23 protein-coding genes are annotated in these 21,769 nt (G+C 44.5%); 17 read left to right on the top strand and 6 right to left on the bottom strand.

Annotation, left to right across the window (positions count from 1 at the left end):
- The first annotated feature begins 45 nt into the window (after window positions 1-45).
- Both epsC and cysM read left to right on the top strand, forming a co-directional pair.
- Complete coding sequence (gene epsC, locus LX99_RS19350) at window positions 46-876, top strand: serine O-acetyltransferase EpsC (protein ID WP_022832670.1); 831 nt, start codon at window positions 46-48, stop codon at window positions 874-876.
- Window positions 877-900: 24 nt separating this feature from the next.
- Window positions 901-1,773 (top strand): cysteine synthase CysM, encoded by an 873-nt coding sequence (gene cysM, locus LX99_RS19345; RefSeq protein ID WP_109609353.1) that lies wholly within the window; start codon window positions 901-903, stop codon window positions 1,771-1,773.
- A 179-nt stretch (window positions 1,774-1,952) separates the two neighbouring features.
- On the opposite strand, the gene LX99_RS19340 is transcribed toward cysM, so the two are convergent.
- The 3 genes from LX99_RS19340 to murQ form a co-directional block, all read right to left on the bottom strand.
- Window positions 1,953-2,558 carry an HAD family hydrolase gene (locus LX99_RS19340; RefSeq protein ID WP_109609352.1) on the bottom strand — a complete coding sequence of 202 codons (606 nt, stop codon included), beginning with the start codon at window positions 2,556-2,558 and terminating at the stop codon, window positions 1,953-1,955.
- 307 nt (window positions 2,559-2,865) lie between these two features.
- The gene (locus LX99_RS19335; RefSeq protein ID WP_109609351.1) at window positions 2,866-3,432 is read right to left on the bottom strand and encodes a hypothetical protein; all 567 of its coding nucleotides are present in this window, start codon (window positions 3,430-3,432) and stop codon (window positions 2,866-2,868) included.
- A gap of 95 nt (window positions 3,433-3,527) precedes the next feature.
- Window positions 3,528-4,337 carry an N-acetylmuramic acid 6-phosphate etherase gene (murQ, locus tag LX99_RS19330; RefSeq protein WP_109609350.1) on the bottom strand — a complete coding sequence of 270 codons (810 nt, stop codon included), beginning with the start codon at window positions 4,335-4,337 and terminating at the stop codon, window positions 3,528-3,530.
- A gap of 105 nt (window positions 4,338-4,442) precedes the next feature.
- Between murQ and LX99_RS19325 the strand changes: the two genes are divergently transcribed.
- Window positions 4,443-6,029: a S41 family peptidase gene (locus LX99_RS19325; protein WP_109609349.1), complete on the top strand. Its 1,587-nt coding sequence runs from the start codon at window positions 4,443-4,445 to the stop codon at window positions 6,027-6,029.
- Between the two features lie 129 nt (window positions 6,030-6,158).
- Here the strand turns inward: LX99_RS19325 and LX99_RS19320 are convergent, their stop codons facing one another.
- The gene (locus LX99_RS19320) at window positions 6,159-6,449 is read right to left on the bottom strand and encodes a hypothetical protein (RefSeq protein ID WP_109609348.1); all 291 of its coding nucleotides are present in this window, start codon (window positions 6,447-6,449) and stop codon (window positions 6,159-6,161) included.
- A 479-nt stretch (window positions 6,450-6,928) separates the two neighbouring features.
- Between LX99_RS19320 and LX99_RS19315 the strand changes: the two genes are divergently transcribed.
- The 9 genes from LX99_RS19315 to LX99_RS19275 all read left to right on the top strand — a co-directional run bounded on the left by LX99_RS19315 (window position 6,929) and on the right by LX99_RS19275 (window position 13,174).
- Window positions 6,929-7,528, top strand: a complete 600-nt coding sequence (locus tag LX99_RS19315) for an outer membrane beta-barrel protein (RefSeq protein ID WP_022833659.1) — start codon at window positions 6,929-6,931, stop codon at window positions 7,526-7,528.
- A gap of 174 nt (window positions 7,529-7,702) precedes the next feature.
- Window positions 7,703-9,145 (top strand): sigma-54-dependent transcriptional regulator, encoded by a 1,443-nt coding sequence (locus LX99_RS19310; protein WP_109609347.1) that lies wholly within the window; start codon window positions 7,703-7,705, stop codon window positions 9,143-9,145.
- 3 nt (window positions 9,146-9,148) lie between these two features.
- Window positions 9,149-9,349 (top strand): hypothetical protein, encoded by a 201-nt coding sequence (locus LX99_RS19305; protein WP_109609346.1) that lies wholly within the window; start codon window positions 9,149-9,151, stop codon window positions 9,347-9,349.
- Between the two features lie 167 nt (window positions 9,350-9,516).
- Entirely contained in the window at window positions 9,517-10,551 is a 1,035-nt protein-coding gene (locus LX99_RS19300) for an AI-2E family transporter (RefSeq protein WP_109609345.1), read from the top strand.
- Window positions 10,552-10,714: 163 nt separating this feature from the next.
- A complete protein-coding gene (locus LX99_RS19295; RefSeq protein ID WP_022833663.1) occupies window positions 10,715-10,981 on the top strand; it encodes a YtxH domain-containing protein in 267 nt (88 codons plus the stop codon).
- Window positions 10,982-11,042: 61 nt separating this feature from the next.
- Window positions 11,043-11,393, top strand: coding sequence for a phage holin family protein (locus tag LX99_RS19290; RefSeq protein ID WP_109609344.1), 351 nt, complete (start codon window positions 11,043-11,045; stop codon window positions 11,391-11,393).
- Window positions 11,394-11,396: 3 nt separating this feature from the next.
- Entirely contained in the window at window positions 11,397-11,843 is a 447-nt protein-coding gene (locus tag LX99_RS19285) for a hypothetical protein (protein ID WP_109609343.1), read from the top strand.
- A 339-nt stretch (window positions 11,844-12,182) separates the two neighbouring features.
- Complete coding sequence (gene trmB / locus LX99_RS19280) at window positions 12,183-12,842, top strand: tRNA (guanosine(46)-N7)-methyltransferase TrmB (RefSeq protein ID WP_022833666.1); 660 nt, start codon at window positions 12,183-12,185, stop codon at window positions 12,840-12,842.
- Entirely contained in the window at window positions 12,842-13,174 is a 333-nt protein-coding gene (locus LX99_RS19275) for an MGMT family protein (protein WP_109609342.1), read from the top strand. The genes trmB and LX99_RS19275 overlap by 1 nt, the downstream gene beginning before the upstream one ends.
- A gap of 266 nt (window positions 13,175-13,440) precedes the next feature.
- Here the strand turns inward: LX99_RS19275 and LX99_RS19270 are convergent, their stop codons facing one another.
- Both LX99_RS19270 and LX99_RS19265 read right to left on the bottom strand, forming a co-directional pair.
- The gene (locus LX99_RS19270) at window positions 13,441-13,803 is read right to left on the bottom strand and encodes a VOC family protein (protein WP_109609341.1); all 363 of its coding nucleotides are present in this window, start codon (window positions 13,801-13,803) and stop codon (window positions 13,441-13,443) included.
- Window positions 13,804-13,854: 51 nt separating this feature from the next.
- Window positions 13,855-14,235: a VOC family protein gene (locus LX99_RS19265; protein ID WP_109609340.1), complete on the bottom strand. Its 381-nt coding sequence runs from the start codon at window positions 14,233-14,235 to the stop codon at window positions 13,855-13,857.
- Between the two features lie 103 nt (window positions 14,236-14,338).
- On the opposite strand from LX99_RS19265, the gene LX99_RS19260 reads away from it, so the two are divergent.
- The 5 genes from LX99_RS19260 to LX99_RS19240 all read left to right on the top strand — a co-directional run bounded on the left by LX99_RS19260 (window position 14,339) and on the right by LX99_RS19240 (window position 21,601).
- Window positions 14,339-14,686 (top strand): carboxymuconolactone decarboxylase family protein, encoded by a 348-nt coding sequence (locus LX99_RS19260; protein WP_109609339.1) that lies wholly within the window; start codon window positions 14,339-14,341, stop codon window positions 14,684-14,686.
- Between the two features lie 61 nt (window positions 14,687-14,747).
- Window positions 14,748-15,380 (top strand): biopolymer transporter ExbD, encoded by a 633-nt coding sequence (locus LX99_RS19255; RefSeq protein ID WP_109609338.1) that lies wholly within the window; start codon window positions 14,748-14,750, stop codon window positions 15,378-15,380.
- The gene (locus tag LX99_RS19250) at window positions 15,380-15,943 is read left to right on the top strand and encodes a DNA-3-methyladenine glycosylase I (protein ID WP_109609337.1); all 564 of its coding nucleotides are present in this window, start codon (window positions 15,380-15,382) and stop codon (window positions 15,941-15,943) included. Before LX99_RS19255 ends, LX99_RS19250 begins: the two co-directional genes overlap by 1 nt.
- A 160-nt stretch (window positions 15,944-16,103) precedes the next feature.
- Complete coding sequence (gene polA, locus LX99_RS19245) at window positions 16,104-18,911, top strand: DNA polymerase I (RefSeq protein ID WP_109609336.1); 2,808 nt, start codon at window positions 16,104-16,106, stop codon at window positions 18,909-18,911.
- Between the two features lie 224 nt (window positions 18,912-19,135).
- Window positions 19,136-21,601 (top strand): TonB-dependent receptor, encoded by a 2,466-nt coding sequence (locus tag LX99_RS19240; protein ID WP_109609335.1) that lies wholly within the window; start codon window positions 19,136-19,138, stop codon window positions 21,599-21,601.
- Window positions 21,602-21,769: the final 168 nt, after the last annotated feature.

Below are 21,769 nucleotides of genomic sequence, written 5' to 3'. Positions count from 1 at the left end.
TGTAACGCTAACAACTGTTTATCAAAAGCAGTACCACCACAAAACATGAGTCAGGAGTTTTACGACTATATATTTGCTAAACAGCAAAACCAGGAAGCCGTGCCTTCTAATAAGGAAATTACGTCCTGGGCACTTAAAGTGATCCATTTGCTATACCCGGAACGTACCGGAGAAAAGTATGCTTCGGTTGATGCGCTGAAAGCGGAATTTATAAAACTTGAAAACGAACTCTGCCGTATTATGCATGCCACTAAGGCTTGCAGTAATTGTGATACATCAAAGCTGGCTAAAAACTTTTTTGAAAGTTTGCCCGAGCTGTTCCGGGTTTTGAATACGGATATCCAGGCGATTTTTAATGGCGATCCGGCAGCAAGAAGCGAATTTGAAGTGATCCGGAGTTATCCCGGCTTTTATGCAATCTCGCTTTACCGGATAGCGCACAGGCTTTATGTTGATAATATACCGCTGCTGCCGAGGATATTGACAGAGTACGCGCACTCTAAAACCGGTATCGATATTCATCCGGCCGCCAAAATAGACGAGTATTTCTATATAGATCATGGCACAGGCATAGTAATTGGCGAGAGCTGCGTAATTGGCAAGCATGTTAAATTATACCAGGGCGTTACTTTAGGTGCGTTGAGTGTAGATAAAAGCATGGCCAATACCAAACGGCACCCAACGGTGCAGGATAATGTGGTAATCTATTCGGGCGCTACCATTTTAGGCGGCGAAACCGTGATTGGTCATAACAGCGTAGTAGGGGGGAATGTATGGCTTACCAAAAGTTTACCGCCAAACTCGAGGGTGTATCATACGCCTAATCACCGGATATTAAAAAGGCTGGGCATGAAATTGTTCGGTCATAAAAAATAAAACATTTACCTAATAAAATATACGATGGCCGGATTGATAGACCTGATAGGCAACACGCCTATGGTAGAAATTAAAAAGCTGAACCCCAACCCTAAAGTGCAGATTTTTGCCAAACTGGAGGGGAATAACCCGGGCGGAAGCGTTAAAGACCGTGCGTCGCTCAACATGATCCGCAGCGCTATTGAGCGTGGCGATATTAAACCCGGTACCAAACTGATTGAGGCAACAAGCGGGAATACCGGCATTGCCCTGGCAATGATAGCAAGGTTGTTTGATTTAGAGATAGAACTGGTAATGCCATCCAACTCCACACGGGAGCGTACGCTCACTATGGAAGCCTTTGGCGCCAAAGTTACCCTGCTGGAAGGCATAGAGCTTTGCCGCGATTATGCCGAAGAAAAAGCCGCCACCGGCGAATATTACTTACTGAACCAGTTTGCCAACCCGGATAATTATATGGCGCATGTTAAAAGCACGGGTCCGGAAATATGGAGGGATACCGAAGGTAAGATCACCCATTTTGTAAGCGCCATGGGTACTACCGGCACCATTATGGGTTGCTCCAGGTATTTGAAAGCACAAAATCCGGGTGTGCAAATAGTGGGCTGTCAGCCGGTTGAGGGCTCGTCAATCCCAGGCATACGCAGGTGGCCGGAAGAATATCTGCCTAAGATATTTGATGCCACAAGGGTTGACAGGGTAATGGATATTTCGCAGGAGGAAGCTACGCAGATGGCCCGCCAAATGGCCAAAGTTGAAGGAGTATTTGCCGGGATGAGCAGCGGTGGTGCACTTTCTGCAGCTATACGATTAGCCGGGGAATTGGAAGAAGGCGTGATTGTATTTATTTGCTGCGATAGAGGGGACAGGTATTTAAGCAGTGAATTGTTTGGATAACATAATGTTGCATAGTATAAAACTCTTGCGCTAGTTTTAAACGGGCGCTTAACATGGGTTGGCGTTTGTAACGCCATTAACAAAGCTTGCGTTACAAACGCCAACCCATTTTAAGCACTCATCAAAGATGAGCGCAAGTGTGTCAAACTTTCGCGAGGCCGTGTCTCCACGGCCGGTTGCTATAAAATTTTCAGCCTTTTCAACTCCTCTTCCAAAGCTTCCGAAGATGCAAAATGGATACTCTTAATCCCCATCTCTTCGGCTGCTAAAATATTGCGGTAGTTATCATCAATAAACAGAGCCTCACCTGCATCAACGTTATACCTGTCCAGCAAAACCTGGTAAAAGGCAGGCGTTGGTTTGCGCATCTTCTCCGTGCCGGATACCACAATGCCATCAAACCATCCTAAAAAATCAAAGCGTTCCAATGCCATCGGGAAGGTTTCGGCCGACCAGTTGGTTAAAGCGTAAATCTTGTATTTGCCGCTGGCTTTCAGCTGCCTGAAAATTTCTACCGTACCGTGCAACGGCTCTCCCAGCATCTCAATCCAGCGGCCATAAAAAGCCCTGATGTTGGCTTCATGCTCCGGATATTGTGCCACAAGCAGATCGGTGCCCTCCTGCAGCGGCCTGCCTGCGTCCTGTTCTTCATTCCAGTCGGAAGTACAGATATTGGCCAGGAATTCTTTCATTTCCTGTTCGTTGCTAAACAGGGTGCGATACATGTAGTGAGGGTTCCAGTCAATTAAAACGGCGCCCAGATCGAATATGATGGTGTTGATCATTGAAGGCAAAAGCTTAAAACGAATAAACTGTTTAAAGTTAAATTAGTAAATTAGATTATTAAATAGTTGATGATGCTGACCAAAAAAGAAGTTTTGAAAACAGTGAATGAGCTCCCCGGTGAGTTTACTTTTAATGAGATATTAGCAGACTGATGCTATTGAATAAAATAGATGTTGGTATTGAACAATCAAAAAATGGCGAAATATTTTCAACAGAAGAAGCTAAGGCGAGCCTGGGTAAATGGTTGAAATAAACTGGACTAAGCAGGTTATTGTAGACACTGGTTCCTGACCTCCCGCCTCTCCCCTAATTCAATCTCCTCATCAACTGCTCTTCAACCTTCTTGAAAACCTGGATAGGTTTCAATGTTCTCCAGCCCAGGTTATCCAGTTCGCCGCCAAAGTTGATGTAATAATCGATGTTGTTGTTTTTGAACTCATCTATTACATGTTCGCGAAAATTAACTCCGGCAATCCAGCCATCTTCCACATCCTGGAACCATTCCTCATAATAGCAATCATCGCTTGAATGAAAGTTGAGCACATTTTCACCGATCAGGATAAAATGACTGATGCCGTTATCAACCATCAGGTCTAACAGCTCGCGTTTTAGCATCATAATATCGTTATTAATGGCATCGTTCCACTCGCCAATCAATTCGATAATGGTATAGCCTTTATCATAATCGGCAAAAAGTACTTTTAAATAAAGGGTATTGGAGCCGAACGAATCCCATTGCGGGTGCAGCAGGTAATTGTATACCTGCTTGTCAAATTCAAACTCGCTGTATTCTGTCGCGTAAAAAGGCGAAAACTCATCTTCCGATGCTACGTAATCGTCTCTCCAGCGATAATATGGTTCAATCTCGTGCATTGTTTTTATTCGATTTCAAATTTCGGATGTGCAGATGTGCGCATGCAAATCAAAATCATCTGCACATCCGGGATTTGCACATTTGCACATCGAAACTACTTTTTAAAATAATGATCAACAGCGCTCCTTACGCTGCCGTATTGTTTCAGCATCCCGGCTGCTTCTTCTTCACTTAGCCCGGTTGCTTCCATTACCATGTGGGTGCCCCTGTTCACCAATTTGTGGTTGCTTAACTGCATATCAACCATCCTGTTCCCTCTAACGCGGCCAAGCTGTATCATTACGCTTGTGCTCAGCATATTTAAAACCAGTTTTTGCGCGGTACCGGCTTTCATCCTGGTGGATCCTGTTAAAAACTCCGGACCGGTTACCACTTCCACCGGGTATTGCGCTGCGGCGGCTACCGGGCTGCCGTTATTACAAACAATGCAACCTGTAACTATATGGTGTTCATTAGCAGCCCTTAAGCCGCCTATAACGTATGGCGTAGTGCCCGAAGCAGCTATGCCCACCAATACATCCTTATCATTAATACCATAAGCCTGCAGGTCGATCCATGCTTGTGCCGCATCATCCTCGGCAAATTCAACAGCCTTGCGGATGGCAGTATCACCGCCCGCTATCAACCCCACCACCATATCAAACGGAACACCAAAGGTTGGCGGGCATTCTGATGCGTCAACCACACCTAACCTACCGCTGGTGCCCGCGCCTATGTAAAATAAACGGCCGCCGGCCTTCATCCTTTCGGCAGTTATCGCAGCCAGGGCCTCTATCTGCGGCAATGCCTTTTCAACAGCCAGCGGAACGGTTTTATCTTCATTATTAATATGCTCTAAAATTTCCCTTACGGTTTGTTTTTCGAGGTCTTTATAGTGCGATTCCCTTTCGGTAGTGGTTTCCATAGGCTATTTTCAAATAATTTATAACAAAATTCGGTAAAAAACATCAAATGCAAGGTTGCCGGTAAAAATTATTGGCCATGCAATTGTTAACTTTGTGTTATAACTATGAAGAGGACCGCGGGTGTAATTTTCCGGACAATGATCCTGTTATTTTTGGGGATAATGATAGGCTTGTTGCTTAACAGGGATTTTGCTACACATAACCTTGGCCTTCCATTTGCCGGCAACAGCAAAATTGCCAAAGTGCTGCAACTGGTTGACCGTAACTATGTAGATAGTGTTAATATCGACAGTATTGAAGGCGTATCGGTAAATAACCTGCTCCAAAACCTCGATCCACATTCCCTATACCTGCCGCAACAGCAGGCGCAGTCTATCAACGAACGTTTGGATGGCGGCTTTAACGGCGTAGGCATTGAATACCAGGTGCTGCGCGATACGTTAGTGATTACCCAGGTTTATGCCGGCGGACCTGCGGAAAAGGCTGGCTTGCAGGTTGGCAGCAAAGTGGTTACCGTAGATGGCGAAAAATTTGCAGGTATAAAGCTTACCCCGAAAAAAATCAACAAAATATTCAGGGGCGATAAAGATGCTGAAGTAAAACTTGGCGTACTCCCCCCTTTAACAACAGCTGTAAGAAATATAAACATCAGGCGCGGCCATGTTGATTTGAGCAGCGTTGATGCCGCTTACATGGCCGATGCCAAAACCGGCTACATCAAAATCAGCAAGTTTTCGGCCACTACGGATGTTGATTTCAGGAAAGCCCTAACCAGCCTTAAGGTTGATGGCATGGATAAATTGATGCTTGACCTGCGCGGCAACGGCGGCGGCTACCTGAACGCGGCAACGTCACTGGCGGACGAATTTCTGACTGCTAAAAAGCTTATTGTTTATACCAAAGGTGTTCATGAGCCCCGCACTGATTACTTTGCCACAGATTCGGGAATGTTCCAGAACGGGAAAGTGGTTGTACTGATTGATGAGTATTCGGCTTCGGCCAGCGAGATCCTGGCAGGCGCCCTGCAGGATCTGGACAGGGCTACCATTGTTGGCCGCCGTTCGTTTGGCAAAGGCCTTGTACAGCAGCAGTTTGGTTTTGAAGATGGCTCGGCCGTGAATTTAACTGTGGCGCGGTATTACACGCCATCGGGCCGGTCTATCCAGAAATCATATAAAAACGGTGTGGATAGCTATCGGGCCGAACTTGCGCAGCGCATGCAAAAAGGCGAGCTTTTTTCGGAGCAAAGCAATTTGAACGATAGTATTTTTAAAAGCCCGTCTGATTATCATACCTCCGGCGGGCGTAAAGTTTTTAGCGGGGGCGGGATTATGCCCGATGTTTTTGTGCCTGCTGATACCACCCGCAACACTATGCTGATCCAGGATCTGAGCCAGCAGCAATTGTTTACCGCTTATGTGATAGACATGCAGCAACAACTGCTAAAAGCGTATCCTACCGAAGAGGCGTTCTTAAAACAGTATAACGTTACCGATGATGATGTAGACAAGTTTATCCGGTATGCATCGCAAACCATCAGGGAAATGGATTCGCGCGAGATAATGATATCCCGCGAGCCGATTAAAACTATCCTTAAAGCACAAACAGCCCGCTTTAAATGGGGCGATAACGCTTATTTTAAAGTGGTGAATGGTGATGATGTTACCTTTAAAAAAGGATTGGAGCAGTAGGCTTTTAAACCCAAGTTATCTCAATTCATAAACAACAGCCTCATAAGGTAATAACTTTCGGTTTTTTGATGGCTACCTGTAATTCCCCGTTAAAACCCTGCTTTTTGCAAAATCAACGCCGTGTTCGTGTCAACAGGTTTGTCCCTGAAGTTTAGTATGACCAATAGTTTTTTTGCAATCCAGTTCTCGCGTATAGGTGTAGGCATCCGGGTTTTGCGCGTCAAGCAGTATATATTTATCACATACCAGCACCAGGTTGTCTTTCCTGAGTTTCACCAACCGCCTGAAATAATTTAACGGGCTGTTCGGGTCTTTTTTCTGCAGCGCGGCGTTAATGATTTTATAGTTAGGGTTCACTTTTATGGTACACACAACTTTTAATATAGTTAAACTTGGATATGATTCCCCTTCAAATCTCATGGTAGTAACTTTTGGTATCAGCGCAAATCATGTCGGACCCGTAAACGGTAAATCATCATAGAATACATCCACCTGCTTTTTGCTTTCAGGCGGTTTACATAAGTTTGATTTTTCAAACCATTTTAGTGATACTGCTAATGTAACCGTGTAGCAAACTTTACTGTATTCAACCTCTCTTTTACGTTACCCAAAACAGGAATACTTTTTTGGGTTAAACCCCGGATTTTGCCAATTTCACGCAGATTTCATCTTGTTTCACCCTAAAACCCCATGTTAAGCCAATGTTAAATTTGACAAAAGAAAGGCAATTCCCAATCTGTTTGACAATAATCTGACCATTAAACCCATATGGTCAAAAATTAAATTATTATTAATCAATCGATTAAATATTCGTGACTTTCGGATGAAAAATCTGATTTATTTTCTGTTGTTACTTTGCCATGTGTTTAAATCACAATATCAAAAACACAACATTAGTCATGAAAAATTTATTTAAAATTTCAGCATTAGCCCTTGCATTTGCAGGCTTATCATTTGGAGCAAAAGCACAAACATCTACACCTGCTCCGGCAACTTCTGGTACTACTACTCAAAGCGGCATCCGCTACAGCATCGGCGTTGAAGCCGGTTTACCGGTTGGCGATTTCAAAGACAACTACAAATGGAACTTAGGCGGTTCGGTACAGGCGGATATCCCGGTTGTTTCAAACCAGTTATTTGTTACTGTTAACGCTGGTTACAACAACATTTTCGGTAAAAAAGATCTCGGCGGTGTTCAAGGCCTTGATGTAACCAACTTTCACCTTATCCCGGTTAAAGCAGGTTTAAAATACTTCCCTGTAAGCAACTTTTATGTACAAGGTGAAGCAGGCGCAGCGTTTTTATTAAACAAATCTGACGTTAATGCCAACAAATCAACCGCCTTTGTTTATGCTCCGCAAATTGGTGTTCAGTTCCCGGTGAGTGCAAGTAGCTTTATTGATGCAGGTATCCGTTACGAAGCAACTACCAAATACGCAACCGGTGTTGATGCAAGTAAAGTGAATTTTATTGGTTTACGTGTAGCGTACGGCTTTTAATATATGGCCCTACATGTACCTTATTAAAAAAGGGGAGCCCCAACCGGCTCCCCTTTTTTATTGTTTATTTTTTTAGTTGAGCCCAACCCTATAATTAAATAAATCGTATAAATTAGCACATTATTTGTATTTTAACACCTACAATACATTTACCGCTAACACTGATTGCCGAATATGAAGAGGATTCTCATCATTGATGATGAAGTTAATGTGGCGTTATTGCTCTCGAAGTTTTTAACGCGCAACGGGTTTGACGTAAGTACCGCATCCAGCGGTACCGGGGGGATGGAAGCGCTTAAAAACGGCGAATTTCAACTCGTGCTGTGCGATTTCAGGCTGGAAGACACGGATGGCCGCGAGATGCTGCGCAACATTAAACAGCAATATCCTAAAACCGGCGTTATTATTATTACCGGCTACTCGGACATTAAAATGGCCGTGGAGCTGATTAAGATGGGGGCTTATGATTATATTACCAAACCCCTTTATCCCGACGAAATATTAAATACTATTAATAAGGCTTTTGAAACCCATCATGCACTGGTTGAGGTTGATGAAGAGCCGCAGGCCGCTATAGTGCCCGAAAAAACCAAAGCCGCTAAAGACGCCAAAAAAACCGTTTTTGCCGCCGAGTTTGTTACCGGATCAAGCAAGGCATCAAAGGAACTGGCCCGCCAGATTGAACTGGTAGCACCAACCAATTACAGCGTTATTATTTTGGGCGAGAGCGGCACCGGTAAAGAATCGGTTGCCAAAAGCATCCACCTTAACAGCCCGCGGCATAACCAGCCTTTTATAGCGATGGATTGCGGATCATTAACCAAAGAACTTGCAGCGAGCGAGTTTTTTGGCCATGAAAAGGGATCGTTTACGGGCGCGCTGTACACCAAGATCGGTCACTTTGAAATGGCAAACGGGGGCACCCTGTTTTTGGACGAGGTAGGCAACCTGTCGTACGAGATCCAGGCGGCCCTGCTGCGTACCGTGCAGGAGCGCAAGGTAAAAAGAATAGGCAGCACCAAAGAGATTGATCTGGATGTGCGGATCATTATAGCCACCAATGAGAACTTACAGGAAGGCATCCAAAAGGGGCGTTTCCGCGAAGACCTTTACCATCGCTTTAATGAGTTTAGCATTTATATGCCGCCATTGCGCGACAGGGGGCAGGATATTATACTACTTGCCGAGCATTTCTTAAAAATCGCCAACCAGGAACTGGGCCGCAACGTAGAGTCGTTATCGCAGGAGGTGATTGATTGTTTTATGAATTACCGCTGGCAGGGCAATATCCGGGAGCTGAAAAACGTAATGCGCCGCGCCACCCTGTTAACCGAGGGAAACGAAATTACAATGAAAGCATTGCCGCTGGAGATGTCGACCTATAAATTATCGTACGAGCCATCCTCATACAGCGCCGGGCAGTACAACACGCAAAATGATGTGCCGGAAACGAAAGAAAACCGCCATGATTTGAAAAACGCCGCGCTCGAGGCCGAGTATGAAACCATTATACGCGTGCTGCGGGAAGTTAATTTTAACAAAACCAAAGCTGCCGAGATCCTCAACATCGATCGTAAAACTCTTTACAATAAAATGAAGGCCATTAACCTGAAATAAGAAATGACGGTGGATGAAGCAAACAATGACGAGGCTTTACGTAAGCTGCGGCATGATATCAAAAATCAGCTATCAAACATTATACTGGCACTCGAACAGCTGCGATACGAGATCCCTGAGCCCTCGGCCGATATTTTATTTTATATCGATACGATAAGCATCAGTACAAACCGGATAAACGCCCTGCTTAAAAATAACGAATAGTGATTTATAAGCCGAAATCTGAACCGTTAAGCCGGAAGTGCAAGGTTTCTAACTGGCTGCATTTGAAACTTAAGAATCAGTATTTTACACTTCAAACTTTAACTAAAAAACGCCAAACCTTTTGGCGTTTTTTTTCTTTTTAGCAATGTATTATCACACCAATCAAAATGTCGGTTTTTAATTATAAACAGCGCAACAACATTATCCTGGCCAGTATCATTATACTCGGCTGCTTTTTACTTTACGCACTGAGCGGTTTATTCAGTTCCATACTCGGCGCTATTGTGCTGTTTACCATATTCAGGCCGCTTTATATCAACCTTGCCGAAAAGCGGGGCTGGAACAGTTCGCTTGTAGCTTTGCTCATTATCTTTATTTCGCTTATCGTTATCGTGATACCTTTTGTTACCCTAAGTATCATGGTGGTGGGCAAAATCACCTCTATCAATATCAAGGATTTACCTATCGACCAGTGGACAACCAAAATAGATACCTTCGCTGCCGCTAACCTTAACCAGCCGCACCTTGCCGAAGAAACCCTGCAAAAATTAGGTGGTTTTGCAACCGGTCTTTTCCCGTCTATACTGGGCAGCGCAGCAAACTCTATCATCACACTGCTGGTGCTGTATTTTATTTTGTATTTTATGTTTACCCAAATGCGTGAATTTGAGGCTGGGTTGCTTAAATACGCGCCTTTTCGTGAACAACATGCCCGACGATTTGCCGACGCCCTGCGCGATTCTACGTATTCGAACGTTTTAGGGCAAGGCATCATCGCGTTAACCCAAGGTATTTTACTTGCCAACGGTTTTTGGATTTTCGGCATCCCCGATCCTATTTTTTGGGGCGTTATCGCTATCTTTATTTCGTTTTTACCTGTGGTTGGCGCACCAACGCTGTGCATACCGGCCAGCGTAGTTCTTTTTGCCCAGGGACAAAACTGGCAGGGCGTACTGTTACTGGCTTACGGCCTGCTGTTTATAGGCAATATTGATAACTTTTTGCGCATGATCATTAACCGCCGGGTAGCCAATACGCACCCTATTATATCCATCATAGGGGTATTTATCGGGTTACCGCTTTTTGGTATTGTGGGTTTGGTTTTCGGGCCGGTGCTGTTATCGTACTTTTTATTACTGATGGAAATTTATGAAACCAACCGTTTGGCGGCCGACAGGCTGGAGCGGATTGCCAATGTATAATATTAAGCGTACAGTGCTGCACAGTTTTGTGAACAACAGGTAAAATTTAGTGCGTACCTGAAAATTAATTTATACTTAAATAAAAATAAATGGGCCAAATACACATATTTGGCAGGATATTTACAACTAATAAATCAAGTGTTCAACTTATAATTATATTACAATGAACGATAACTCAAAAATAGTTGTTGCATTATTGGCCGGTTTGGCGGCCGGGGCAGCGTTAGGAATTTTGTTTGCACCAGATAAGGGCAATGAAACCCGCGACAAGCTTAGCGAATCATTAAAAAATCTTGGCGAATCTATCAAAGATACCGCCGCTGCCGAAATCGATAACCTTGTTGGTTTAAAAGACAGGGTTGTAGAAAACATCAAAACCAAAATTAAAGGCGCCGAAGAGGAATACCAGGACGACCTGGAGCACGCTTAAACATCATTATACCCCGTCCCGGTGTTAGCGTTAGATAACACCGGGATAAATAACCATACCTATGGAAGAGAAAAAAGATACCACACCACCCGTACCTCCCATTATTGATCAGTTAAAAGAATATGCCGAACTGCGGTTTAAGCTTTTAAAGTACGAAGCAATAGAAGGCGGCACATCCATTTTGGCAAGCATCATTGCCGATCTGGTTGTTGTGATCAGCATGGTGCTGGCCTTTCTTTTTGCCAGTGTTACGCTCGGTTTCTTTCTGGCCGGTTTATTTCATTCGTATTGGATTGGGTTTGGTTGCGTAGCCATGCTTTACTTTTTGATAGCCATTTTTATCAGGATATTTAAACGAAGCCTCGAGAGGCCGCTTATCAACATCTTTATTCAAAAAATATTTAAACGATAAACAATGGATCTTCATATCACCAATATAAGCGATTTACAGGCCGAAATATTCAGGCTGAAAGCCCTCGAAAAAGAACAGGCCATTGCGCTGAAAGCAAGGGTTAACAGCCCTTCGGCCGTTTTTTCAACGGTTTTAACCCTGTTCCCGCGTTCAAACGATACCGACGGCATCAAAGGCACCAGCATTTTCCACCCGGATATGCTGAACCTGATATCCCGGTTCATTATTCCCCTGGCTTTAAATAAAACACTGTTTAAACACTCCAACTTTTTAGTGAAAACCCTGGTCGGGCTGGTATCGCAAAAAGCATCAAACTACGTAAGCGAAGAAACCGTAACAGGCGTTTGGGATAAGGCCAAAGCCCTTTTTGCCAAATTTGTTAAAAAGAAAGAGGAAAAGACGTATAAACCTGCACCCTATGTTAAACCGGCTGGCGGAGCGGTAGTTTAATTACTGACACTAATTATTTGAATTAGATCGAATTTCACGAATTGAACAAGCGGCGATCCTCGTTTAAAATTTCTCCACGAGTTTTTACGAATTAACGAATTACATAAATTCTCTTAATTAGTTTCTGTTTAAAACATTCGTTTAATTCGATTAATTGTTATTGGATATGCAAATCAATTCGTGTAAAAAGTTCTATCACGAATTTTGTCAACAATCCGAATATCTAAAATCTACCTCAAACAAAATAATCCCTGTAATTCGTTTTAATTACTCAACACCACACAAATCATTCGTGTTAAAATAATTCAATACTTTTGCGCTTTATTTCAAAAAATTAAAGTGGGAAAAGATAAGTTAAGGCGCTTTGCCGAAGTTGAGACTTTTAGCAATGTTTTACAGTTAGATGCCGGTAAGCCATTTAAAGGCCAGTGGAGCCGCGATTTTTTTAAAAATGATAACCCTGTAGTGCTTGAACTGGCCTGCGGCAAAGGCGAATACACCGTTAACCTTGCCCGCTTATTTCCTGGTAAAAATTTTATCGGTATCGATTATAAGGGGAACCGCATTTGGCGCGGGGCAAAAACCGCTATTGAAGATGGCGTGCCTAACGTTGGTTTTCTCCGGATCCAGATAGAAAACCTGCTGGATTACTTTGCACCCGGCGAAGTGGATGAAATCTGGATCACCTTCCCCGATCCGCAGCCACAATTAAGCCGCGAAAAAAAGCGCTTAACTTCACCGCGATTCCTCGAAAAGTACGTCAGCATCCTTAAACCCGGCGGCTTCGTTAACCTGAAAACGGATAACGACGGCCTACACGCCTACACCGCCGAAAAAATTGAGGAGTTGAAATTAAACCTGCACATAAAAACAGAAGATTTATATCATTCGGAATATGCCGATGAGGTGCTTTCAATAAAAACCTACTACGAGAAGAAATATTTAAAGGATAACAAGAACATTAACTACCTTAAGTTTTCATTTCCTGAAAACGCTTAATGGAGGACATTAATTTTTTTGAAAAAGTGTACCAGGTTGCCAGGCTTATACCATGGGGCAGGGTAACGTCTTACGGTGCTATTGCAGCTTACCTGGGTACCAAAGGTTCATCGCGCATGGTAGGCTGGGCTATGCAGGCGGCTGGTAACGTTAAACCACCGGTTCCGGCACACAGGGTGGTAAACCGGGTTGGTTTGCTAACGGCCAAAGGGCATTTTGGCGGCAACCGTATGGCCGAGATGCTGGAGAGCGAGGGCGTTAGGGTGGTTGATGATCAAATCCAGGATTTTAAAACCCATTTCTGGGACCCCGCGGTTGAATTGGCGTTGTAATGATCACAAAAAGTGTACAACCGTTCTCTCCAGCCGGGTGGCAACTACCCCAAGGCCTCTTCCCTACACCGCTTCGGCGGCCAGAGCCCGCCCTTATAGTCGACACTCGGCCGGATTTTGGATGCTTTAGAGCCTGTGGTCGGTGTTTTCACCGCACCACTTTCGGGGTAGGTTGTTGTCGTTTTGATTAGTGTAACATCTGATCACCGACCACAGGCTTAAGTTAACGGCTATGGTTGTAGCCAAGCGTCTGGACTTTGGATGCTTTATCTATCTGTAAACTGCAGCAACTCCATCCTGTTGCCAAACGGATCAATAAACGAAAACCGGCTACGCCCCGGAATAACCGGCTCTTCCCAAAATTCAACCCCATAGCTTTCTAAATGCCTGCGGGCCGCGGCAATATCCTCAACCTCAAAAGCGGTATGGCGTGATGACCGGGGGAGCGCCTCCTCGGTACTTAAATGCAACTGGATATCGGCTATCCGGAACCAATATCCTTTTGAATTGAAAGCAGGGCGTTCAATACGCTCCAGACCTACAACATCGGTATAAAAAATCCTTGCCTCTTCCAGCCGTTCCAACGGAACGCATACCTGAATGTGATCGGCACGTTTAAAATTGATCATAACACCCTCTAAATCTCCCCCAAGAAGGGGAGACTTTAATAAACAATTCAATTAAGCCTCGTGCTCCGCAAAAGTAAGTACGTAGCCGTTGTTATCTTTTATCGAAAACTCGGTAGCTCCGTAAAAAGTTGCTTCAAGCCCTTTTAATACAGTTACCTTATCTTTGATCTCGTCAAAAAATCCGCGGATATTTTTCAGGTTGATGTACAGCAGCAACGAGCCGCCATCGGTGCGGTGTATTTCGGGCAGCTCTCCGGCAAGGCTTTCATAAGTTTGGAACATTATGGTTACGTTGCCATTGGTCATCATGGCCCAAACCAGGTCGGCGCCGGTTTCGGGTACGGTCATCACGGTTGTAAACCCCAGCAGCTGGTAAAAGCTGATGGTCTCGTTCATATTGCTCACAAAAATATTGGGCGAAAGGCTTTCCATAACAGTTACGTAAAATTTTGATTTGTGCCGATAAAAATAATCATCAATATTTTAAAATGCTAATTAATTTAGCTTTATTAGCTTAATATTTATTCAACATCCCATGGGAAAATTAGTAGAAGAATTTGATGCCTATCGTACCAAAATGAACGACAGGATCATGGAAACCGCCAACACCAATATTAAACGCTTTTTCGCGCTCGATACCACCAGCTACGCTGAAGGCGCACTGGATGTTAAAACCAAAGAAATGCTGGGCCTGGTAGCCAGCATGGTTTTGCGTTGCGACGATTGTATCAAATACCACCTGGGCAAATGTTTTGAAGCCGGTGTAAAGCACGATGAAATGAACGAAGTGTTTATGATCGCTAATTTGGTTGGCGGTTCTATAGTTATCCCGCACTATCGTAGAGCGGTAGAGTACTGGGACGAGTTGAACGAAGCGAAATAAGTAGACCAACAGCAACGTTATAAGGAATAATCGACTAATATAAGATTCACCCCTTATAACGATGCTGTTTAATTCGTTACTTAACCTTTCACATATGTATAAATCTAAATCCCGCAGAAAGCATTTCGGTATCGATATGTTTCCAATGTTTAACTTACTGTTAATCGTTTTGGCATTCCTTATTCTTTGCGGTCGGCCGGCTATCCGTTGTCCTATTGCCATCAATTTGCCAACAGGATCATATTTTAACACAGCTGACCCCGACGGCTATGCTACTACCATACTCATCGGTCGGAATAAATTAATGTTAGAACTTGACGCCGCGGATATTCGCAAGGCTACATTAAAGCAAATAGGTGCCAGGCACGATACCCAATTTACACAGGCAGAGGAAAGCAAATTTGGCGAAACAGATGTGATCGGGACACCCCTGGCAACGATAAAAAAATATATTTCAGGCTACTATAACGCTGCGGACTATTACAATCAGCCGGGATTAACTTCAGATGAGCTGGCCGAGTGGATTAAAATATCGCGCAAAGCTACGTTTGAAAAGTATGGCAGATGGTCGCATATTTTTATAATGGCCGATGCAGAAACCCCATATCCCGAGATCAAAAATATAATGGCGATGTTGGGCCAACAAAAAATCAACAAATTTTCAATCATCTATTCCTACATAAAACAAATATAATGAGCAATAAAACCGAAAACCTAACCCGCTGCCACTGGCCCGGTAACGACGAATTATATATCAGATACCACGATGAAGAATGGGGTAAAGAAATTCACGATGACCATACTTTTTTCGAGTTTTTAATTCTTGAATCGGCACAGGCGGGATTAAGCTGGATCACGATCCTGCGCCGCCGGGAAGCCTATCGTAAAGCATTTGCCGACTTTGACGTGGAAAAGGTAGCGGCCTTTACCCAGGATGACGTTGAAAGGTTACTGCAGGATGAAGGCATTATCCGCAACCGGCTCAAAATTCAAACATCCATTACCAACGCCCGGCTGTTTATCGGTATCCAAAAAGAGTTTGGCTCGTTTGATAAATACCTGTATAGTTTTATGCCGGGTGGTAAAGCCATTATGAATCATTCGAACGCTACGCCTGTTACCAGCCCGGAGTCGGATGCTATTGCTAAGGACATGAAAAAACGCGGATTTAAGTTTTTCGGCACCACCATTTGCTATGCCTTTATGCAGGCTACCGGCATGGTGAATGATCATATCCCTACCTGTAGTTTCAAATAAAAGAGCACGAATTTACACGAATGGAATCGAATTGTCGCGAATAGATATCTGAAATTAAACGACAATCAATTCATTAAAATTAGTGTTCTTTGCATAAACACCGGCATCAAAAAATTCGAGCCAATTCGCTTAAATTCGTGCAATTAGTGTTAATCAAAATATGAAAAAACTATTTCTATTGGATGGCATGGCGCTTATTTACCGGGCGCATTTTGCTTTAAGTAAAACTCCCCGCTTTACATCAAACGGGTTAAACACCTCGGCCATGATGGGTTTTACCAATACCCTGCTGGATGTGTTGAAAAAAGAGGCCCCCACCCACATGGCGGTAGTTTTTGATACCGATGCCCCCACCGAACGCCATACCGATTTTGAAGGCTACAAAGCCCATCGCGAAGCCATGCCCGAAGACCTGGCCAAAGCTTTGCCTTATGTTATCAAGATCATATTAGGCTTCAATATCCCCGTTATTACTTCGGATGGTTATGAGGCCGACGACATTATAGGTACCCTTGCCAAAAAAGCAGAGCAAAAAGGTTATACCGTTTATTGTATGACACCCGACAAGGATTTCGGGCAACTGGTTTCCGAAAATATTTTCATTTACAAGCCTGCCCGTATGGGTAACGAAATGGAAATATTGGGAGTTAAAGAGATCCTGGCCAAATGGGAGATTGAACGCGTTGACCAGGTAATAGACATTTTAGGTTTATGGGGCGACGCTGTAGACGGCATTCCGGGCATTCCCGGCATCGGCGAGAAAACGGCTAAGGCACTCATCAAGCAATATGGCTCGATGGAAAACATTTTTGCGCACAGCCACGAGCTTAAAGGCAAGCAGCGCGAAAACATTGAGCAGTTTAAAGATCAGGGCCTGATGTCGAAAAAGCTTGCTACGATATTGCTGAATGTGCCTGTTGAACTGGATGAAGAGGGCCTGGAAGTTTGTGCCCCAAGCAAGGATTTATTGGAGCCGCTTTTTGCCGAACTGGAGTTCCGCACCTTAGGCCGTCGTGTTTTTGGTGATGATTTCAGCATAACCGAACTTAAACCGGCCGGTACACAGATCGATTTGTTTGGTAATGCAACCGCTACCGGTCGTGTTACTACCGCGGTTGATGTGGAAGACATCCGTGAAGATATCACCATCGCTGCCAAAAATATTAACAATACCCCGCACCAATACCATTTGGCTGATACGGCTGAAAGCCGTGCCGGCCTCATTAAAATACTGGCAGAGCAGCAAAGCTTTTGTTTTGATACCGAAACCACCGGTACCGATCCTAATTATTGCGAACTGGTAGGCCTCTCGTTTTCGGTTAAACCGGGCGAGGGCTGGTATGTGCCGGTTCCGGACGATCAAACGGAAGCATTGAGCATCGTAACCGAATTTAAGGCGGTGCTCGAAAATGAAAGCATCGGCAAAATAGGGCAAAACGTAAAGTTTGATGTGCTGATGCTGAAATGGTACAACATTGAAGTAAAAGGCACCTTGTTTGATACCATGCTGGCGCATTATATTCTCGATCCGGATACCCGCCATAACATGGATATCCTATCTGAAAATTACCTGGGCTACAAACCCGTTTCCATTACCGAGCTTATCGGCCCAAAAGGCAAAAACCAGGGTACAATGCGCGATGTGGAAATTGAAAAGATCAAAGAATACGCGGCCGAAGATGCCGATATTACCCTGCAGTTAAAAACAGTTTTCGAGCCCAAACTTAAAGAGGTTGAAGGCGAAAAACTGGTGAACGAGATTGAGCACCCGCTAATTTACGTACTGGCCGATATGGAGTACGAGGGTGTGAAAATTGACCATGATACCCTGCGCGATTTCAGCAAACAACTGGAAACCGATATAGCCCAGTATGAAAAAACGGTTTACGAAAAGGCCGGTGTAAAATTCAACATCGCTTCGCCAAAGCAACTGGGAGAGGTGCTGTTTGAAAAGTTGATGCTCGATCCGAAAGCCAAAAAAACCAAAACCGGTCAGTACCAAACCGGGGAGGATGTACTGCTTTCGTTAGCGGCCAAAAGCGATATTGTGCGCGACATCCTTGATTTTCGCCAGCTGCAAAAATTAAAATCCACTTATGTTGACGCCTTGCCGCAAATGGTGAACCCTAAAACGGGCAGGGTGCATACTTCCTACAACCAGGCCGTGGCGGCTACCGGCAGGTTGAGCAGCGTTAACCCCAACCTGCAAAACATCCCTATCCGTACCGAGCGCGGCCGGGAGGTGCGCAAGGCTTTTATCCCAAGGGATAGTAATCATACCATCGTATCTGCCGATTATTCGCAGATTGAACTGCGCATCATTGCCGAGATCAGTAAAGACCCGAACATGATGCAGGCTTTTATTGATAACCACGACATCCATACCGCCACGGCGGCCAACGTTTACGGCGTACCCCTCGACCAGGTAACCAGCGATCAGCGCCGTAATGCCAAGGCGGTTAACTTCGGTATCATTTACGGGCAATCGGCTTTTGGCTTATCACAAAGTTTAGGTATTCCGCGTAAGGAAGCTGCCGACATCATTGAGCAATACTTTGTGCAGTTTGCTGGTATTAAACAATACATGAGCGATACCATGAACTTTGCCCGCGAAAATGGGTATGTATGTACGCTGATGGGGCGCCGCCGTTACCTGCGCGATATCAATTCGGCTAATGCCACAGTTCGTGGTTTTGCCGAACGAAACGCGATCAACGCGCCCATCCAGGGTTCGGCAGCGGATATGATCAAAATAGCGATGATCAATATCCACAAGGAATTTAAAGCACAAAAACTGGCCTCGCGCATGACCATGCAGGTGCATGACGAGTTGGTGTTCGATGTGCCGAATAACGAGGTAGAGATTGTTAAGCCAATTATTATGCATAACATGAAAACCGCCATCAAAACCGAAGTGCCTATTATGGTAGAGATCGGTACCGGTACCAATTGGCTGGAGGCGCATTAAGCCTCCCCGGCCCCCTGAAAGGGAAGTATAACATAGATTACCCTTGCGCTCATTTACAATGAGCGCTTAATGTGGGTTTGCGTTTATAACGCGAACCACGCGATTCAATCGCGAAACTATGTTAAGCACTCGTTGTAAACGAGTGCAAGAGGGATGATCGCAAATACCCGGGTACCGAATAGATTGAGATTTGAAATATTGCCTGCTTACAATAACCTGAAACAATGCCTGTCGCTACTTTTTCCTTAAAATACGTTTGCAACATCCAGCAATCAAAAACATATGCTGCAAAAAACACATTTTATAAATTACTGCCCTTCAAAATAAAAATTGCCTTCATCAGTATTTTTGTAGTAGGGTGCTATTCATCAGCTACGGCGCAAACTGGTAAAATTAAAGGTACCGTAACCAGCGGCTTATCCAATATCCCTGTTGCCGGGGTTTCAGTAAAGGTGATCAACCTGGCTATCGGCACGGTTACCGATTCGCTGGGCAACTACGTTATTGAATTAAAGCCCGGCAATTTCGGGTTGCAATTTTCCAAAGTCGGTTTTAAAAGCAAATCATCGCTTGATATCCAGGTAAACAACGTGAAACCAACCATTATTGATATTGCGCTTGATGAGGATGTTGCCAGCCTGAGCGAAGTAAAGGTTACCGCGAGCAGCCGCCTCAACAAAACATTGGAGAGCCCTGTATCATTACGGAGCATCGGCGTTGCCGAAATTAAGCGAAACCCCGGCGGCAACCGCGATATTTCGAAGGTGATCCAGTCATTACCGGGTGTTTCGGCGCCGGTTAGTTTCCGTAACGATATTATTATCAGGGGTGGCGCGCCTAACGAAAACAGGTTTTACCTGGATGGGGTGGAGATCCCCAACATCAACCACTTCGCTACCCAGGGCTCATCCGGCGGACCGGTGGGGCTCATCAATGTCGACTTTGTGAAAGAGGTTAACTTTTACTCGGGCGCGTTTCCGTCAAACCGGGGCAATGCCTTGAGTTCGGTATTTGAGTTCAATCAAAAAAATGGCCGCTCGGATAGAATGGGAGCTACGCTTACCGTTGGCTCAAGTGATTTTGGCGCCACGGTTGAAGGGCCGTTAGGATCAAAAACCACCTACCTGGCCTCGTACCGGTATTCGTACCTGCAAGGTTTATTCAAGTTGCTGAAGTTGCCTTTTTTGCCATCGTACCAGGATTTTCAGTTTAAGGTTAAAACCAGGTTTGATAATAAAAACGAGTTAACGTTGATTGGTCTCGGAGCGCTGGACAAGTTTAAACTCAACTTTAATACCGAGCAAACCGAAGAAAACGAGTACATCCTGGCTACCATCCCTACCAACGATCAAAAAAACTATTCGGTAGGCGCGGTTTATAAACATTTTGGCAAGCGGGGATTTTCGCAGGTAGTGATCAGCCGCAGTTACCTGAACAACGGTGCGCAAAAGTATCAGAATAATGATGAAAGCCTTGGTCAGACACTCAATTACCAATCGGCCGAGGCCGAGAACAAGTTCAGGTTTGAGCATACCGAACAGGCGGGCAGCTATCGCATCAACTTCGGAACCGGCGAAGAAACCGCATCGTACAGTACCAATACATTTAACCTGCTGCCTTTTGGCAACCAAATTTATCAATCAAAAATTAACTTTTTTAAGTACAGCCTGTTCGGGCAAATCAGCAGGCCTTTTTTTGATAACAAGCTCTCGCTTTCATTGGGCGCCAGGGCCGATGCCAACAACTATTCAAGCCGGATGAATAACCTGCTCAAAACGTTTTCACCACGTTTTTCGGCTTCCTATAATTTTACCGACCAGTTAAGCCTCAACTTTAACACCGGAATTTATTACCAGCTTCCGGCCTATACGGTTATGGGCTACCGCGATAGCACTAACCGTTTGGTAAACCGCGATGTGAACTATATTGAAAATAAACAGCTGGTATTGGGCTTTGAGTACAATACGCTCAAAAATACCCGTTTTACAATTGAAGGCTTTTATAAATACTACAAGCATTACCCGGTTATCCGCCAGTTGAATGATTCTATCCCGCTGGCTAACCTCGGCGCCGATTTTGGTGTTATCGGCAATAATCCGGTTGTGGGCGAAAGCTCCGGGCGCAGTTACGGCGTTGAGTTTTTCGCGCAGCAAAAATTAAACAAGGGCTTCTACGGAATCTTCGCGCTTACGCTATTTAAAAGCGAATTTCAGAACAAGAACGGCAACTATATACAATCCTCATGGAACAGCCGGTACATCCTGAGCATGACCGCCGGCAAGATCCTTAAACGCAACTGGGAGATAGGCGCCAAGTTCAGGTTTACCGGGGGCAGCCCTTATACGCCTTATGACCAGTCGCTCTCTTCACTTAAGTCAACTTACAATATTTACCCACAGGGCATACTCAATTACGCGCGGCTTAACAGCGAGGTGTTAAGCCCTTTTTATCAGCTGGATGCCAGGGTTGATAAAAAGTACTATTTTAAACATTACTCGTTCAACTTTTACTTCGATATCCAGAATCTAACCGCGCATACCTACCAGCAGCAGGCCGTAATAGTACCGGTGAAAGACGCGAACGGCAACCTGCAGGACCAGCCCGGCGACCCATCCCGCATCCAAACCAAATTGCTTAAGCGCACGGGGGGCAATGTTCAGCCAACGCTCGGGGTTATTTTTGAATTTTAATTTTTTAAAGTTGAAACCTGTTAGCTAAAACACTTGTCATTTTTACAACCGTTGGCTGCTGCCAGTAATAAAATTTCAGTAGTCTTATTCTAAAATTTTCAAAACTATATTAATTCCCGCAGGTTTCTCATTTGGTAATCTTTGCTTAAATTGAGCCAATAAAACCCG

The sequence above is a fragment of the Mucilaginibacter oryzae genome, from assembly GCF_003148845.1.
In the GTDB taxonomy this organism is placed as follows: domain Bacteria; phylum Bacteroidota; class Bacteroidia; order Sphingobacteriales; family Sphingobacteriaceae; genus Mucilaginibacter; species Mucilaginibacter oryzae.
The sequence above is the reverse complement of the archived record's forward strand: the minus strand, read 5'-3'. Positions and strand labels throughout refer to the sequence as shown.

What these genes read in the sequence shown, in the direction of transcription:
- LX99_RS19260 (WP_109609339.1), top strand. Translation starts at nt 14,339, where the DNA reads ATGGGAAAATTAGTAGAAGAATTTGATGCCTATCGTACCAAAATGAAC.
- LX99_RS19255 (WP_109609338.1), top strand. Translation starts at nt 14,748, where the DNA reads ATGCTGTTTAATTCGTTACTTAACCTTTCACATATGTATAAATCTAAA.
- LX99_RS19320 (WP_109609348.1), bottom strand. Translation starts at nt 6,449, where the DNA reads ATGAGATTTGAAGGGGAATCATATCCAAGTTTAACTATATTAAAAGTT.
- LX99_RS19300 (WP_109609345.1), top strand. Translation starts at nt 9,517, where the DNA reads ATGTCGGTTTTTAATTATAAACAGCGCAACAACATTATCCTGGCCAGT.
- cysM (WP_109609353.1), top strand. Translation starts at nt 901, where the DNA reads ATGGCCGGATTGATAGACCTGATAGGCAACACGCCTATGGTAGAAATT.
- LX99_RS19295 (WP_022833663.1), top strand. Translation starts at nt 10,715, where the DNA reads ATGAACGATAACTCAAAAATAGTTGTTGCATTATTGGCCGGTTTGGCG.
- LX99_RS19305 (WP_109609346.1), top strand. Translation starts at nt 9,149, where the DNA reads ATGACGGTGGATGAAGCAAACAATGACGAGGCTTTACGTAAGCTGCGG.
- LX99_RS19310 (WP_109609347.1), top strand. Translation starts at nt 7,703, where the DNA reads ATGAAGAGGATTCTCATCATTGATGATGAAGTTAATGTGGCGTTATTG.
- LX99_RS19340 (WP_109609352.1), bottom strand. Translation starts at nt 2,558, where the DNA reads ATGATCAACACCATCATATTCGATCTGGGCGCCGTTTTAATTGACTGG.
- LX99_RS19285 (WP_109609343.1), top strand. Translation starts at nt 11,397, where the DNA reads ATGGATCTTCATATCACCAATATAAGCGATTTACAGGCCGAAATATTC.
- LX99_RS19275 (WP_109609342.1), top strand. Translation starts at nt 12,842, where the DNA reads ATGGAGGACATTAATTTTTTTGAAAAAGTGTACCAGGTTGCCAGGCTT.
- LX99_RS19325 (WP_109609349.1), top strand. Translation starts at nt 4,443, where the DNA reads ATGAAGAGGACCGCGGGTGTAATTTTCCGGACAATGATCCTGTTATTT.
- LX99_RS19335 (WP_109609351.1), bottom strand. Translation starts at nt 3,432, where the DNA reads ATGCACGAGATTGAACCATATTATCGCTGGAGAGACGATTACGTAGCA.
- LX99_RS19265 (WP_109609340.1), bottom strand. Translation starts at nt 14,235, where the DNA reads ATGGAAAGCCTTTCGCCCAATATTTTTGTGAGCAATATGAACGAGACC.
- LX99_RS19290 (WP_109609344.1), top strand. Translation starts at nt 11,043, where the DNA reads ATGGAAGAGAAAAAAGATACCACACCACCCGTACCTCCCATTATTGAT.
- polA (WP_109609336.1), top strand. Translation starts at nt 16,104, where the DNA reads ATGAAAAAACTATTTCTATTGGATGGCATGGCGCTTATTTACCGGGCG.
- murQ (WP_109609350.1), bottom strand. Translation starts at nt 4,337, where the DNA reads ATGGAAACCACTACCGAAAGGGAATCGCACTATAAAGACCTCGAAAAA.
- LX99_RS19250 (WP_109609337.1), top strand. Translation starts at nt 15,380, where the DNA reads ATGAGCAATAAAACCGAAAACCTAACCCGCTGCCACTGGCCCGGTAAC.
- epsC (WP_022832670.1), top strand. Translation starts at nt 46, where the DNA reads ATGAGTCAGGAGTTTTACGACTATATATTTGCTAAACAGCAAAACCAG.
- LX99_RS19270 (WP_109609341.1), bottom strand. Translation starts at nt 13,803, where the DNA reads ATGATCAATTTTAAACGTGCCGATCACATTCAGGTATGCGTTCCGTTG.
- LX99_RS19240 (WP_109609335.1), top strand. Translation starts at nt 19,136, where the DNA reads ATGCCTGTCGCTACTTTTTCCTTAAAATACGTTTGCAACATCCAGCAA.
- LX99_RS19315 (WP_022833659.1), top strand. Translation starts at nt 6,929, where the DNA reads ATGAAAAATTTATTTAAAATTTCAGCATTAGCCCTTGCATTTGCAGGC.